Origin of the sequence: Microcoleus sp. K4-B3, from assembly GCF_036704615.1 — a bacterium.
GTDB lineage: Bacteria > Cyanobacteriota > Cyanobacteriia > Cyanobacteriales > Microcoleaceae > Microcoleus.
This window is the reverse complement of the sequence record NZ_JAUBSF010000016.1, coordinates 65,751-82,746: the sequence shown is the minus strand read 5'-3', so window position 1 is coordinate 82,746 and position 16,996 is coordinate 65,751. Positions and strand designations below refer to the sequence as shown.

Sequence of the window (16,996 nt, the reverse complement as noted above, 5' to 3'; positions counted from 1 at the left end):
GGCGATTTTGTTTCAACTGTTTGCAAAGGATTAGCCCTCCTGAAAGTGCAAATTTAATCTAATTTAGATATTAATTGAAATTAACCTCTAAAAATCAAAAAGATTTACTTTGTTCTTCAATCAACCAGTAAGTCAGGATTCTTCCTTTACCTTTAACCGGGATATGACCCCGTTCTTCAAAAACAAACTGCTCTTTCAAACGCTCGTAAGTCTGCACCGTCACTTGAATTTTACCTGGCAATCCGTTCGACTCCATCCGCGAAGCAACATTAACAGTATCCCCCCACAAATCATAGCTAAATTTGCTAATCCCAATAATTCCCGCCACCACCGAACCGCTGTGAATTCCGATCCGCAATTGAAAATTTTCTCCCATTTTGACATTAAACCTCCTCAAAGCTGCCTGCATCTCCAAAGCTAAAAGTGCGATCGCCTCAGAGTGATCTTCCCGCGGCGTCGGCAAACCCCCAACCACCATGTAAGCATCCCCAATAGTCTTAATCTTTTCCAACCCGTGCAACTCCGACAACCTATCAAATTCCGAGAAAATTCCGTTCAAAATTTCTACCAACTGGGTCGGACTTTTGTGAGCAGAAAACTCTGTAAAGCCCACCAAATCAGCAAACAATACACTCACCTCATCAAAATGATCGGCTATCAACTTTCGCTCTTTTTGCAAGCGCTCGGCAATAGGTTTCGGTAAAATATTCAGCAGCAATTTCTCTGTTTGCTCTTGCTGCAATTTCAGCGCTGCCTCAGCTTGTTTCCGCTGAATCAGCGAACCGAGCTGCGTAGCAACCGCGCTCACTAATTCCAACAACCGCGGCTGACCTTTCAGAACTTTCTCGCGATAAAAAATCAAAATAGCTAACACTTGGTTGTCCGCCAAAATTGGCACCCCAAAAGCCGCTTTTAATCCCACATTCACCGCGATTTCCGAGCGCAAAAAAACTTGTTCCGGTGCAGTAGAAACATCCTCGATCCATTCAGACTGCTGCGACTGCCAAATCCTCCCCGGGAGTCCCACACCGGGAGCAAAAATTAACTGCCAACTTTTTTGTCGGAATTCGGCAAAACTCAAGTCGCTGATGTACCTGCCTGTAGCGCATTTTAAAAAGCCCTCACTGCAAGGAATCCAAGCTTCGCCCAGATTCCATTCAATAGTTTTGCAAATTAAACCTAAAATCACATCTATAGCAGACTCAAAATCCTCAGATTTGCTAATAGCTTGAGTTGCCTTCAGCAGCAATCTCGTTTCCATTTCAACCTGGCGGCGCTCAGCGATTTCCTGGTGCAACTGGACGTTTTGATCGGTCAATTTTTGATTTTTTTCTTGCAATTGCATTTGCAATGAACGCACAGTAAGTTGATTGCTCACTCGCGCCAATACTTCTTTCACCTGAAAAGGTTTTGTGATGTAATCTGCTCCGCCTGCTTCAAAAGCTTTTGCCTTATTTATTCCTTCTTCTAGCGCGCTGAGAAAAATGATGGGAATTTCCCTAAATTGCGGCTCTGATTTCAGTTTTTGACACAGTTCGTAGCCGTCAATATCCGGCATCATAATATCTAGTAAAATCAAATCCGGTGCGCTAGATTCAATCGCCTCTAGGGCAGAAAAACCATTAGTAACAGGTCGAACTTTATAGCCGTTTTTTTGCAGAATTCTAATCAACAAACGCAGATTATCTGGCGTATCGTCAACTACTAAAATATCTGCTTGATAGTTTTCAGTTTGTTCCGCCTCGATCTGCATTATCTGATTCCTCCGTCTCGGCAATTACATTGAAAATTTTCTGGTAATCAAAATTATCGAGATGACCCTGGAGGATTTCGGCAAATTCAGGATGAGCATCCCTTATTCCCTCGATTGTCCTGGAAATTAAGTCAAAATCAGCACTGCGGATTACCTGCTTAATGTTGTTTATCCATTCTGCGGGAAGTTTGGGCAAAAAAGCAAGCCCAGCATTAGAGGGGGAAGCAGATAGATTATTTCGATTGCCTGTTGAGATAAAGTCCGTTGAGTTAGAGTAGACATACTTCACCCCCAAATGCTTGTTGAGGGTATCAAATATATCTGTTTTGCAGAAAGGTTTGCTAATAAAATCGTCGCAGCCGACCAATAAAGCAAACGATCGCCTTCCTTCAATTGTACTAGCTGTCAAAGCAATAATCTTGGGAATTGGGGATTCAGGATCGGAAATATTCATTTCCCCATTTTTTTGCTGCTCTTGCTCTCTCTGCTGTATACTCGCCTTAATTTCTTTAGTAGCTTCGTAGCCGTCCATCACTGGCATTCGCACATCCATCAAAATTAAGTGCGGGTGCCAACTTTCCCACATTTCTAGTGCTTCGCGACCGTTGGTGGCTTGTTGCAGCCCGAAACCCAAGGGAGCAAGCATTTTGACTAAAAGTTGGCGGTTGTCTTCGCGATCGTCCACAATTAAAATCCGGTAGCACGGTTGATTTGGTTCCAACCCAGTAACTTCGCGGTTAATTTGCGGGGCGGGAATATCAGCATCATAAACCGCACCGACTGGAATTTCAAATTTAAAAGTAGTGCCGAGTTCCAGTTGACTTTCTACGACGATTTCTCCTCCCATCAGACGCACAAATTGACGGCTTATATTTAATCCTAAACCCGTGCCTTTATGATTTTTTTGACCTGAAGCTGTTTGCACAAATGCCTTAAAAATATTGCCCAATTCTTCCGGAGCAATGCCAACTCCTGTATCTTCTATTTTAAACTGAAGGAAAAAAGGAACAGTTAAATCCTCAGCCTCCTCCCTCAAATCAACTGTTTCAAAATCACTGCTAGTTCTCGAAAAATCCCGAATACTTATTGTGGTATCAAAGCAAGCTATGGGACTGTCTAATAAATTAATAAATTCCGAATTATCTAACTTTGTAACTTGTAAAATAATTTCGCCTGATTGCGTAAATTGAATCGCATTACTGAGAAGATTAATCAGCACTTGCCGCAGTTTAATATCATCGGTTTGCACGTACTGGGGAACGTCAGGATCGCGCTGAAAAAGCAACTGCAATTCTTGATTTTGTGCCCGCAGTTGAAACATATCTTGCAAATCCTCAAGCAAGCGGTAGAGATCAAAAATTTTCGGGTCGATCGTCATCTGCCCCGCTTCGATTTTTGACAAGTCTAAGACTTCATTAATCAAGGTCAGCAAGTGTTCGCCACTACGGCGAATAATTCTCATATTTTCTCGGTTTTCGACAGTAAGATTCGGGCTGGGCTCCATGATTTGCGCAAAGCCGAGTATGGAATTGAGAGGGGTGCGCAACTCGTGGCTCATATTGGCAAGAAACGTGCTTTTAGCTTTGTTTGCTGCTTCAGCAGCTAATGCGGCTTGTTGCAGTTGTTCTGTGCGTTCGTCAATTTGAGCTTCTAAGGTGCGCTGGTAATCTGCTAGTATTTTTTCGGCTTGTTTGCGATCGCTAATATCTTGAAAAGCTGCGATCGCATAAGCAACATTTCCGCTAGCGTCAAAAATCGGCGTGGTATTGATCTCGATCGCAATTATTTTTCCATCTTGACGGATTTCTACATCGTCAACCTTGACAAATTCTCCTTTCAGTGCGCGCAAAATTGGCAGATTATCCGGCGGGTAAAGCTCATCAGTATTGGCAACATAAAGTTGATAAGTTGCAGCTAATTGTTCCGCAGTGCTTTCCGCGATAGTGTCTGCACCCAGCAATTCCTGCGCTGTCTGGTTGAAATAGGCGATCGAGCCGTCGGGATTGTAAACAGATACCCCCACTGGCAAAGCTTCTAAAAATTGACTCAGGCGGCTTTCACTCGCAGACAGGGCCTCATTTACTAGCTTTAACTCCTCGTTTACTGCTTGCCGTTTCAGAATTTCATCTGTTAACTTTTGGTCTTGCAAGTAACTGTGAACTGCTTCTACTACCGTTAATTTTAAGTCCTCATTTTGCCAAGGTTTAGGGATATAACGGTACAATTTAGCATACTTTATAGCATTGCTCAAAGCTTCCAAATCTGCTTGTCCCGTCAGCATAATCGTCAGCGTCTCCGGCGAGCTTTCGTGAATTTTTCGGAGCAGTTCGTCCCCTTTAATATCCGGCATGATATAATCGGAAAGCACCAAAGCAATCTCGTATTCATCAGCCTGCAAATCGGCCAGCAACTCTAAAGCATCAGCCCCCCCTTCAGCAGTTTCAATAATACACCGATCGCCGATCGCCTTTTTCAGTTCAATCTTTAAACTGTTCAAAACGTCAGGTTCATCATCAATACAAACAATCACAGGTTTTTTCATAACTTAGCCAGCCCAGATTTTATTATCTTTATTAAGTCTTTGCTTTGCCACGGCTTGTACAAACAACAGTATAAACTGGCTTATTCTACTGCCCGCTGAAGTGCCGCTACATCAGCTTGTCCCGTCAACATCACCTTAATAATTTTAGGATATTTTTGGTGAACTTTAATTAAAAGTTCGTCACCTTTAATTCCGGGCATCAGCCAATCAGAAACAACCACAATCACCTGAGCTTCTTCTTGAAAGTCCTCAAGTAAATCTAAAGCTTCATCACCACTTTCAGCTAATTCATAAAAGTAATCATTTTTAAATTCATTCTTTAGCTGCATCTTGAGAGTATTCAATATATCCGGTTCATCGTCAATGCAAACAATTACAGGCTTATTCATCTTTTCCTCTCTGCTTTAATTTTAGTGGGTTTACCGACATGACTTGCTTCTACGTTATTAATTTGGGGCGAGGATACAGGATATCTGTCCCCTATCTTATTTTAATAGGACTTCTGAACAGAAACCCGGTTTATCGCAATAAATCTTGTATTAGTCAGCGAGATAGCCGATCGCACTACCGAGAATCAGCCCCCTACAGATAATGTTTGTTTAATAGATAGGCAGCGAGACTGTAAAGGTTGTCTGCCCCGGTACAGAAGCTACAGCAATTGTGCCTTCGTGTTTTTCAACAATTTTTCTCACAATATCCAATCCCAAACCGCTACCTTCGCCCGCAGATTTAGTCGTAAAAAATGGCTGAAAAATTTTGCGAATAACTTCTGGGGGAATGCCTTTGCCGTTATCAGTAAATTTGAGGAAAATATTTGCCTCTTCCTGCTGAGTTTCAATTGTCAAAATACCTTTATAATCCATCGCTTGCAGGGCATTGTGAACGAGATTCGTCCAAACTTGATTTAAGTCATCTGGATAGCACATAATTTTGGGTAAATCTCCATATTTTTTCACTACTTCTATACCGTGTTTCAGTTGATTTTGATAAAGGGTTAACACCGTTTCAATGCCGTCGTGCAAGTTCGCCTGGACTTTTTCTGGTTTGCTATCGAAATGAGCGTAGGTTTTCAAGGCAAATACTACTTTTCCCGACTTCGCTGTCGCTCTTTGGATCAGGCTAATACTTTTTTTAAAGCTCGCAAACTGGTAAGCAGTATTTAAAACTACTTCCCAATCCGGCAATTTAAAAAGTGGCAACAAGTTTTCTATGTTTTCGTAGATTTCCATGTCAACTAAAGTATCGGCAATGTCTTCGGGGTTTTCAACGGATTCTGCCATCAGATCCCCCGTCAACTTCTGCTTGAATTTCCGCTTCTCTTTACTGGTAAATAAAGTTTCTTGATGGGTAGATCTATACAGCAAAGTTAAAAAATAAGCATGGCTTTCGTCAGAAAGTTTTTGAAAAATTTGAGGCATTTTTTCTAAAAAATCGTCTCCAAAATTAGCTATGTTATTAATAGACGAACCTATAATGCCCAGTGGAGTATTGATTTCATGGGCAATGCCGGCAATCAGTTGTCCCAGGGCTGCCATTTTTTCCGATTGAACCAAATGCTCTTGGGTGGCTTGCAGTTGGTGGAGCGCAGTTGCTAAATCTTGATTTTTTTCTTGCAAAGTTTGTTGCAACGAACAAATTTTTAAATGAGTTTCTATCCGGGCTAAAACTTCTTCAACCTGAAACGGTTTAGTAATAAAGTCTACTCCCCCAACGGCAAAAGCTTTAACTTTATCCATCACGTCGTTAATGGCACTGATGAAAATCACCGGAACGTCTTTTGTTACTTCAGAATCTTTGAGTTGCTGACAAACTTCATAACCGTCCATCTCAGGCATCATAATATCCAGCAGCACTATATCCGGCGGTATTTTTTTAGCTGCAGACAATGCTAGCTTGCCGTTGGGAACCGGGCGAACTTGATAGCCTTTTTCGCTCAAAATCCCTGTCAGCAGCCGCAGGTTTTCTGGAGTGTCGTCCACTACTAAAATATTAGCTCGATTGGTGTTCGGTAAAGTAGAAGTCATCGGGTATTTACTGGTTCTCGCTGATCTCGATTATGTTCAAAATTTTGTCATATTCAAAATTATTAATGCAATCTTGAAGCGTGCCCGCAAGAGAGGAGTTGACAGTGCGGATTTGTGCGATCGAACTGGCGATCGCGTCCATGTCCACACTCAAAATATTTTGCTTGAATTGGGCTATCCAGTCTGGAGAAAGAGAGGCAAAAGCCTCCGGTGTCAGCACCTCCTGACTTGACTCCCCTACACCTGCGGCACTGACTACAGTTGGATCTTCATAAATATAGCGTACTCCTAAATGTTTTCCCATTGCTACAAAGATATCCTCCTCTCGGAACGGTTTCCGCATAAAATCATCGCAACCCGCCGAAAGAATCACCGCCCGTTCTTCCTCCAAAACGCTAGCAGTCAGGGCCACAATCGCGGTTGCTTGCCCGCCAGTTGTAGTTTTAATCTGTTTCGTTGCCTCGTAGCCGTCCATCACGGGCATTCTCATGTCCATCCAAATCAGATGCGGTTCCCACTCCATAAAAATATCCACCGCTTCTTTACCGTTATTAGCTTCTCTCAACTCAAATCCGAGCGGACTGAGAAGTTTTACCAACAGTTGGCGGTTCAAAGGTTTGTCGTCCACAATTAGCAAGCGATAACTCGGCTGATTTGGTTCGAGGGCAACCACTCGACGTTGAGTTTTTTTGCTTTCAATATTACCAGATTCAACCAGATGAACTTGAATGTCAAACTGAAACACTGCACCCTTTCCTACCTCGCTGCTAACAGTAATTTCACCTCCCATTAATTGTACGAACTGGCGGCTAATAGCTAAACCTAAACCCGTTCCTTCTTGAGAATTCTTACCAGTTTTTGTCTGCACGAATGCTTCAAACAACTGATGGATTTCCTCCGCAGCAATGCCTGCACCAGTATCTTGAACTTCAAAATGCAGCGAGTAGCGGTATGGTAATTTGTCAGGGCTATTTTTGTGTACCTTTGGTCTTCCTCCTTTGACTTGCACCGACACTCCCCCTTCAGAAGTAAATTTAATTGCATTGTTGAGCAAATTAATTAAGACTTGGCGCAATTTAACTTCATCGGTACAAATGTAATGGGGCACTTCCGCGTCCCGCTTGAACATTAATTGCAAGCCTTTTTCCTCAGCTTTGAGAGCAAACATATCTTCTAAATCGTCGATCAGCCGGTATAAATCAAAGTTTTTTTCATAGAGAGTAGTGCGTCCAGCTTCGATTTTTGACAAATCTAAAACTTGGTTAATTAAAGCCAGCAAATGTTCGCCGCTGCGCAGGATAATTGCAACATCTTCTTGATTTTCAGGAGACAGAGTTTTACTGCGCATCATGACTTGAGCAAAGCCGATGACCGCGTTCAAGGGCGATCGCAATTCGTGGCTCATATTGGCGAGAAACGTACTCTTAGCTTTGTTTGCTGCTTCTGCCGCTTCTTTCGCCTGCTGCATTTTTATTTCCGCTTGTTTGTTATCAGTAATGTCTTTAATAAAACCTTCGTAGTAAAGTAGATTTCCTGCTTCATCGCAGACAGCGCGACAATTTTCGGAAATCCAGATTATGCTGCCATCTTTGCGGTAAATTTCCGATTCAAAGTTTGATAGTATCCCGTACTCGTCGATCAGGGCTGTAAATTCGTCGCGGCGGTTTGGTTTCACGTAAAGCTGGTTCTTAAAATTCGGCTGTGCTGCTATTAATTCTGCGGGCGATTCGTAACCGTAAAGCTGAGCTAAACCGGGGTTAGCGCTGATGTATTTCCCGTCACTAGCAGTTTGAAAGATTCCATTCAAAGCATTTTCATAAATGTTGCGGTACTTTTCTTCTGCTTCTCGGAGGGCAGTTTCTGCTTGTTGGCGATCGGTAATATCGCTCGAAATCGACAAAAAACAAGCTTCTCCGTCAATGTCGATGGTTTCTATCGACAGCAGTGCCGTTCTTTCTGTACCATTTTTATTGCGAAACCTCAGTTCATAATTGTGAATTGCTGTCTTATCTTTTAACATTTGAATCATGCGATCGCGCTCTCCCAAACTCGCCCAAAAATTGAGCTGCACCGCTGTTTTACCGATAATTTCCTCCTGACTGTAGCCCATCATCCGGCAAAAACTATCATTAACTTCTAGGTGGCAACCGTCACTAATTCTTGTGATCGTAATCGCATTCGGACTCGAACGAAAAGCTTTAGAAAACTTTTCTTTAGCCTTAGCAAGATCGGCAGTACGTTCTGCAACTTGCACTGCTAAATTTTGGTTGTATTCCCTTAATACTTTCTCCGCTAGTTTCCGTTCCGTAATATTTTGAAAAGCGCACATCCCGTAGATAACATTTCCTCGAGCATCGTAAATAGGAGTTCCCCAAACTTGCAGGGGAACCGTTTTGTCAGTGGAGGAGATTTCAATGTCATCAACAGTTACACTTTTACCCTGCAAAGCATTTAAAATTGGGTCGCGTTCCGCCGGGTAAATTTTCTGAGTACCAGCTAAATAAACTCGGTAGATTTGACGTAAATTTTGGGCAGTGGCGGTCACAATTCCTTGAGATAAAAGTTGCTCTCCGCTAGGATTAATGTAGTGAGGTTTACCGTTTTTATCTACAATAAAAATTCCTAGCGGCACTGCATTAAGAAATTGCTTGACTCGGCTTTCGCTTTCCGATAGGGAAGTAAATGAATGCTGCAATTGCTCGGCCATGCTGTTAAAAGCAGCGGCAAGTTCTCCGAGTTCATCTTTGCGATTCAGACTGAGCTTTGTATCCCATTCATTCCGCGCCAAAGCTTTCGCCGCCGCATTCAATCTTAAAATCGGTCGCACCACCCATTTAGCAGTAAGAATCCCCAGAATTGTCGCCCCAATCAAAGCTGCAACCGACAGTAAAAAAGTGGTGCGCGTATTGAGGTTAATTTGCTCCATAAAGTCGGACTCGGGTACAACTACTACAATCAGCCAATCCAACCCGCGATCGTCTTTAAAAGGAGCTACCTGAATAAAATTTCGCTTGCCGTCTACATCAAAAGTAAGCTGTTGAGAATTAGAGATTTTAGCTAAGCTGACGTAGGATTTCTCTAAATGCTGTGCGGTTTGTCTAGTTACCGGATTCTCGCTTTCTGAAGCTTTGATGCGTCTTGTTTCTTTACCTTCCACCACGAATTCTGGACTCGCTGTTGAAGTGGCAATTAACATCCCCGATCGCTCCATCACAAAAGTTTGCCCCGACTTGCCAATTTTGAGGCTGACGAGAAATTCTTTGATTTTGGAAAACAGCAAATCGCTGCCAGCTACTCCTAACAGTTTGCCCGCGTCGTCGTAGATAGGCAAAGCAGCAGTAATTGCCAGTTCTCTAGTCAAAAAATCCGTATAAATTTGACTCCAAATAGGTTTTTTTGCCGCTGCGGCTGCTATGTACCAAGGGCGAACTCGCGGGTCGTAAATATCGGGTGAAATTTCCACTAATTGAACGCGGTTTCCCTGAGAATCAGCAGTATATCGAGCTAATTTATTGCCAGTAGAGCTGTCAGCAGCCGATATCAAAGTCTGGCCTTTAGTGCGGATTGCTCCCGAGTGGTCTCCATTTTCTGTGGCTGTGTAAATGATGCTGATCGAATCAAAATATTGAATTTGTTCGAGGAAATGATGTTCTAGTTTTTGCTTGTCTTCTAGGTTCAACTGTCCCAATTTTATCGCTTGAAGGTTCAGGTGATTGACTATGTGGGGAATTGACATATAATTTTCAATACGGTCTTTGATGCGATCGCTAATTTCTCCCCGCAACTGAGCGGCAACATCGTTGACCGCCCGCTGACCGTTTTGGAATGACAGCCAACCTACAACTCCTACGATGCCGACAATTTGCACTAAAAAAGGAACTACGAGCACAGTTTGTAATGGAGCTTTGCCGATAATTTTGGTAGCAAAGCGATTGAGCGGTGTAGGCAACATATTCATCCTATGGTAATTATCAAGTGAGTGAGGTACAGATTTGTAATCGGTAATGGGTAATTGGTAATTAGTAATTAGTAATTGGTAATTGATAAGTGTTAAAATACTGGGTTTCTTGGTGTGGAGTGCGTGACCTCATCAACCCGGTTTCTTTCTGGATTTCTCGTTATTTAACCAGAATTTTTTCGTAGAAACCGGGTTCATCGCCCAAGTTTATTAGGCTTATTGCATAAATTTTTGATCTTGATAAATAAACCGCTGATCCAACGCAGAGGCATTTCAAGATAGGAGAGCGCATACCTGCCATTCAAGTCTATTGTGGTGGTTCGAGTTGACATGATAAAGCGCTTCCCTGAAAAGTGCTTTATCATGTACACCGCCTACTTATTCCAGGCAATGGAAATTACTATGAGCGCAGGACTGGGATTGTAAGTTACTGACAACAGTACAGGTAAGCTGTTCTGCATCTAAATTAGCTATTGCGAAATCGTGAAACCTTTGCATTGCAAGCCGGAGAGGTCGCTGGGATAGCATCGTTTAAATGCAGAACAGCTTATGAATTTAAATTACTATAGCGTATTTCTGCGGAAAGGGAGAGTACGATCGCCCTATCCACAGCCGCGCGCACCATAAAAACCTGCATTTACCTGCGATTCAACTCCATCCTTTCGCCGTAACGTAACAGCATATCCAAACTCTCCAAACGATTTTGCCAAGTTTGAACTTGATAGCTATTTTCTGCAGAATGCAAGCGCATCGAAGATTGAAATTGAGATTGAAAACTTCTTAACAATCTTTTAGCAGTTACTAAACTTTCCCTAGAAGGATCTGCCGCCAATTTGCTCAAAGCTTGCGCTAATTCGTCCGATCGACTTTGCAAAACTTTCAGTTCAGATTCCGACACCCGCAACTGATTGTTCGCCAACAAAAAACTCCATTCCTGCTTGAGAGCAGTATAGCGCGAAGCCGCCGCCGCAAACGGCTGCCGGTAAGGAATCGGCTCCGCAGCAGAAGTGGAACGCACCGGCCGGCCTTGAGTGCGGTTAAAAAACCCCTGCATCCCGCTGCTGATACTTTCCACCGCAAAAATAGCATAGCCCCCTGTCGGCAAATCGCGCAAAGCTTGAATTTGGTCGATCGCCACAACTTCCGGGAGAGTCAATAACTTAACCGACGGAGAAATCAAAGCCGAACCGAGCATTTGTTCCTTTACCAGCGGTTCGGTAATGCGCTGAAGTCGGTTCGTATCCAAAGCATAAGTCATCGGCACAATCAAATCTACAATGCCCTGACGAGCCCAAACTTCCCAATTTTGCTGAATTTTGTAAATCCGCTGACTTTCCGGGTGCGGAAACACCGCCACTGACAGAATTGTGCGCGGATAATTCTGTCGCAAAAGCTGAGAAACTTCAGCTACAAAAGTATTAATTTGATTAGTTTTAAACTCAACCCACTGCCGCCACAAACTGCCGTCCCTGGGGGAAATATTCACCGGATCTGCACCAGTTAACTGCCTAAATTGCTGCCTCGCCGCAATACCGTAACCATAAGTAAAATTCGCATTGTCATCTTGAAAAGGATAGCGAATATAGTCTAATTGTACCCCATCTACTTTGTAGTTGTTGGCAATTTCGCTGACAATTTGCAGCAAATAACTACGCGCTTCTGGGTTCGCCGGATCGAGATAAAATTTACCATCGTTAGGATGTTGCGTGCGTCCTTTATTGTCAATATTGGCCCAATCTGGATGAGCGGAAAGCACCGGCCCCGGATAAGAACTAGGTTTGCCAATTAAAGTATTGTGGCGCTTATTTCCTGCGGCAAAAACCCAAACCCAAGCGTGCAGTTCCATGCCTCGCACGTGGGCTAATTTAACCGCAGATTCCAGGGGGTCCCAGCCAACAGTCAGGGGGTTTTGTTGCGGTGCAACTTGACTGGGATAAATCGTATATCCGGCATTCAAAGTTTCAAAGAAAACGGTATTGATCCCGGCGGCGGCGAGCCGATCGAAGACTGCCGCCAAACCCTGTTCAGATCGCGCGGCGACGATCGTACCGCGATCGAGCCAAACCGCCCGAATTTCCGCCCCAACGCGCTGCCCTTCCTTCGGGTAATTTTGCCACAGCAACTGCCGCGCTTCCACCCACTGCTTTCTAGCCTCCGCGTAGTTTTGCTCTTGCAGGAGTTGGTCAAAAGTTTGCAAAACCTGTCGCGCTTGGGCGATCGCCCCCGTCCTGCTCGATTGCAGAACAGGCGGGCGACTGGCTGCCGGGCCGCCGGCACTGTTGCTTGCAGCCACCAGTTGAGGGGGGGTAGCAGCATTGAGATTAACAGGCGTATTAGCTGAATTAGCTGCTGTCAGGGCGCTTTCAAACCTGCCGAGGAGGTTGGTGAGTTCTTGGCGCATCAAGTACGCTTCAATGCTGACGATCGGCTTATTGGAATTTGCCTGCACGTCCAAACCCGCCGGCGCCGACTGATCCGAAGGGTCTGTAAAAGTTGCAGGTACTGGATCGGAAAGCGCACCCGATGGAGAAAGTCGGCTCAGCGGGCTACTACGTGGCGAACTAGGGCTGTTTCTATTGAGTCTGGAGGGGGGATTGGGTAGTGGAGCGGTGGCAGCAGTGGGCGGCGCTACAGGCCCAGAAGCAATTGTGCCTCCCCAGCGGGCGATCGAGGCTTGCAGCCAAGCCTTATCTACATTTCCCGAACCGTCGCTACCCCAGCGCCAGCCGAGATAGGTAGCGCGATCGGTGGCGATGGCTGCGGAGGAACCGGAACTATCTTTCCAAGTAGCAATAGTTTGACTGTTCGCATCAGCCGGAATCAAGACACCACCTTGGACAGAAGCACTTTGTTGTGCAGTCGGCACCCAATTGCTAGAAGTAGTGCAAGCAAGATCCCGACAGCGGCTGCGCGGTTGCGGGGTAGCTGGCTGGGTTAACGGAAAAGCCCAATAGGCCCCGAGGAGCGATCGCAAAGATTGGCGCACCAAGGCCGGGGAACTGCGACCGACTGGGCCCGAAGCAATCAAGCGGCCGCCCTGGGATGCCCAAGCTTCTAAAACTTTAATTTGCGCCGGACTCAAAGTTTCAATATTGGGCAAAAACAGCACGTTAACGCCTGTTAAATCCGCCGTACTTTTGATTTCTTCGAGGTTGATTGGTTTGTAAGCAATGCCGCTTTCCCAGAGGCGCGTGGTAATCTTTACCCAGTCGGGAGAATTCTCGGAACTGCGAACAACCCCCAGAACTACTTCTGCGAAACTCGGAGAGGGAAATAGGATGAAGAGATTGAGTAATGTACTTGCTAGAGTTCCAATTAAGACTCTTTGCAAGAAAGTGAAAAAGCGAATTTTTTGAGCCTGAGAGCAGGCATCAGGCATTTGATCAGGCTTATTGATTTGTTGCATAAATACGAGAATTAGCCACCACACCGCTTGAGAAAAATTCAATTACAATTAAGAGCGATCGATCCGCACCATACAATTTTCTATCCTGTTCTGCAACCTGAATCAGGAAAAAGTGCGATCGATCGATTTTAGATTTTAGATTTTGGATTTTAGATTTAAATCTGGGTGTAGTCCTCATGACAGTTGACAGTTGACAGCTTACTGTTGACTGTTTGGACATTTGAACTGTACCGATGCAACCGGAAACGATTTTAGATTAAAATCTGCGTACATTTGGGTTGAAAAACCCCAAATACAATTTAGATGCCGGACAGCTTACAGCCAATTGTCAACAGCCAACTGTCAACAGTCAACTGTCAACAATTTTCTAAGTTGCAGCTTCATTCACCGGGAATCGATCTATTAACTGCATCGCCCGACAAGCATTCCTCCGCAAAGAATCCGAAACATGAGGAACATGAGGAATCTGAGACAAGAAATCCAAAGTCCGGCGCAAAATCCGCACCACATCCCCTTCATCCAAACTCGTATGGCTAATCAGTTCCAGCCATTCAACACCCAGAGCCCACTGCTCGACCAAAGTCACTAAATCCCGTTCCAGCCAAATCGGGATTGCAGCTTCATGACGGTACTGCACTTGAAACAATCGGCGACGCAAGCCTTTTTGCAGATTGTCCAAAGGTGCCAAAACTTCCGGCGACAACGAGTAGTGAGTCCAACTGTCGGGCCTGGAAACTTCTGTAACTAAGGCCGCGCAAGCAGCAGCGAGGTGGTGGGGGTCGAGTTCGTCAAACTCCGCAGACATTAGGGACAAACCCAGCCACAGTTCGTTATCGCCGCGAATGGCGGCGCAAGCTTGGCCCAAGATTGTGGGTACCAACCTGTCGGAGGAGTCATCTCGGTTTGCAGTTGCTGAAACTACTTTTTCCAAGCAGCCGAAATTCAGCAAGATGTCGATTAAGTTGAGAAATTGCTCCCAGTAGCGAGCTCGCTGCTTTTCTAACTCTTGTTCGCTTTTGCGGATTTCTTTTTTCAATTCTTCCCGGCGGCGCTGGCGTTTGAGCAAAGTACCGGGATTGCCCCATTCTAGAACCGGGTGAATTTCTAGCTTAGCTTCTAGGGCTGCGATTTTCTGCTGTTGCTCGATCGCCTCTGGGCTCGGTTCTGGCGCGGGCAATTCTGGGATCGATCGAGCAATTGAAGCAGTTTCTTCATTTGCCAACCGGCATTGGCCGAGTCTCAGGGGCATTTCCGACGGCGGGTTCAAGGTATCTGCAACGCTCAAGCGAGGTAATTCGGCGTGCAGGGTAGCGACATCGCTAATGGCGACGACATACCAACGGTTATCTTTGCCCAAGCACACCAAATTTGGAGCTTGGCCAGAACCTGCGATTTTGGCAACCAATACGGCGGGTACAGGAGTTGTGTGCGATCGTTTGGCTGTCGGAACGTGCTTACCTTTGAGGCTCATAACCGTGCCGAGCACTGCAAAAGCCACAGCTACGGACATCTCCTTAAATCTGGCTTCTTCAGCTTGCTGCAATAGAATTTTGAGCAAACGTTTGTCTTCTTTGAGTCTTGCCTGCAATTTTTCGTAATGGGCGAGCTCTTTTTCCAGGGTGGAGACATTTCCTCCGGCCGCCAGGGACTGTTCAAGCACCGCCAATTCTGTTTGCAATCGGTCTAATTCTTCTTGCTGCGGCTGCAAGTACAAGGTAGACAGGTATTGACCAAAACTCCGCTCTACCAACTCTTGAGCTTCGTCGAGAGTGTGAGTTTGCAGCAAATTCAGCACCATGCCGTAGCTGGGCGTAAACTGACTGGCGAGGGGGTCGGCTTTGGCTGTTGCCAAATACGAGGCTTCTTTTGCGCCTTCAAAGCGCGTCTGAACTGCGACGACGTGCCCCAGCTTGTCCATGCCCCGCCGACCCGCCCGACCGGCCATTTGCAGGAATTCTGAAGCGTTTAGCAGTCGGTGTCCCTTGTCGGTGCGCTTGGACAGGGTGGAAATGACTGTGGTGCGGGCGGGCATATTAATCCCGGCTGCTAGGGTTTCGGTGGCAAATACGACTTTAATCAAACCTCTGCCAAAGAGTTCTTCTACTAAACCTTTCCAAGCGGGCAAAATGCCTGCGTGGTGGGCGGCGATGCCTTTTAAAAGTGCTTCTTTTTGACCGAAGCGTTCTGCTTCTGGGTTTCGCTGTAAAAAATCGTCAATGATGCGTTTGAGTTCGGCTGTTTCGGCTTCGTTAACCAGGGAGAAATTGCCGACTTCTGCGACTGCTTGGTCGCACCCGCGACGGCTGAAGATGAAGTAAATTGCTGGTAGCATATCTCGATCGTCCAACCGGGCCAAAACATCGGTCAAACTCGGAGTGGGGATGCTGCCTCTTTCTACTTTTTGCTGCTTCTTTTTGGGGACTAACCGGACATTCGCTCTTTTGCCAGTCTCGTCTAGCAGGGGAAATATCCCTTTTTGGTTGGCGAAGTGGAATTGCAGCGGCACTGGCCGAAAGTCTGAGTAGACGAGATCTGTGGGCCCGTGGACTTTGTTAATCCAGTCTGTGAGTTGGTCGCTATTGGCAACGGTTGCTGAGAGGGCGAGCAGTTGAATTTCGCTCGAACAGTAGATGATCGATTCTTCCCAGACGGTACCGCGCTGGCGATCGTTCATGTAGTGACACTCGTCTAGCACCACGGTTTCGACTCCGGTGAGGGAAGTACCGACTTCTCCGATCGGCGTACCGTAGAGCATATTCCGAAATATTTCCGTAGTCATCACCAAAATCGGCGCATCTCGATTGACGGAGATGTCGCCCGTGAGCAAACCTACGTTGTCCTCTCCAAATTGACTGCGGAAGTCGCGCAGCTTTTGGTTAGAAAGAGCTTTGAGGGGAGTGGTGTAGAAGACGCGCCGCCCCCGGTCGAGTGCTTGATGGATGGCGTATTCCCCGATTAACGTTTTCCCAGAGCCTGTGGGAGCGCACACGACAACGGATTTACCTGCATCGAGGGCGGCGATCGCCTCTCTCTGAAAGTTATCTAGCTCGAAGGGAAATATGGTCTTCAGATCCAGCTCTGGGCGGTTCTGGGCAGTGTCTGGCACAAGGATTATTATAAGGTTTCAGGGTAAGTATGCTTAAATCTTGCTGAAAGCAAGTCAGCAGAGGACTGTATTGATTTTAGACCTTCGTCAGCAAATCGGCTATCAAGTCATTAGTCATTAGTCATTAGTCATTAGTCATTAGTAACAATTACCAATTACCAGTTACCAATGCCCCATGCCCCATGCCCCATGCCCAATTCCCCATTC

At 45.5% G+C, this 16,996-nt stretch carries 7 protein-coding genes and 1 pseudogene; all 8 read right to left on the bottom strand.

What is annotated here, in order from left to right; translation table 11 throughout:
* Positions 1–94: 94 nt before the first annotated feature.
* Positions 95–1,753, bottom strand: coding sequence for an adenylate/guanylate cyclase domain-containing protein (locus QUA78_RS10330; protein WP_333304311.1), 1,659 nt, complete (start codon positions 1,751–1,753; stop codon positions 95–97).
* Positions 1,728–4,295 (bottom strand): response regulator, encoded by a 2,568-nt coding sequence (locus tag QUA78_RS10325; RefSeq protein ID WP_333304312.1) that lies wholly within the window; start codon positions 4,293–4,295, stop codon positions 1,728–1,730. Before QUA78_RS10325 ends, QUA78_RS10330 begins: the two co-directional genes overlap by 26 nt.
* Positions 4,292–4,684, bottom strand: a pseudogene (locus tag QUA78_RS10320) (response regulator). Before QUA78_RS10320 ends, QUA78_RS10325 begins: the two are co-directional and overlap by 4 nt.
* Before the next feature lie 210 nt (positions 4,685–4,894).
* Complete coding sequence (locus tag QUA78_RS10315) at positions 4,895–6,319, bottom strand: response regulator (RefSeq protein ID WP_333304313.1); 1,425 nt, start codon at positions 6,317–6,319, stop codon at positions 4,895–4,897.
* 7 nt (positions 6,320–6,326) lie between these two features.
* Entirely contained in the window at positions 6,327–10,271 is a 3,945-nt protein-coding gene (locus QUA78_RS10310) for a PAS domain S-box protein (RefSeq protein ID WP_333304314.1), read from the bottom strand.
* A gap of 643 nt (positions 10,272–10,914) precedes the next feature.
* The gene (locus QUA78_RS10305; protein ID WP_333304315.1) at positions 10,915–13,656 is read right to left on the bottom strand and encodes a family 10 glycosylhydrolase; all 2,742 of its coding nucleotides are present in this window, start codon (positions 13,654–13,656) and stop codon (positions 10,915–10,917) included.
* Positions 13,657–13,666: 10 nt separating this feature from the next.
* Positions 13,667–13,903 carry a hypothetical protein gene (locus QUA78_RS10300; RefSeq protein WP_333398771.1) on the bottom strand — a complete coding sequence of 79 codons (237 nt, stop codon included), beginning with the start codon at positions 13,901–13,903 and terminating at the stop codon, positions 13,667–13,669.
* Positions 13,904–14,050: 147 nt separating this feature from the next.
* A complete protein-coding gene (locus tag QUA78_RS10295) occupies positions 14,051–16,789 on the bottom strand; it encodes a DEAD/DEAH box helicase (RefSeq protein ID WP_333398770.1) in 2,739 nt (912 codons plus the stop codon).
* Between the last annotated feature and the right edge of the window lie 207 nt (positions 16,790–16,996).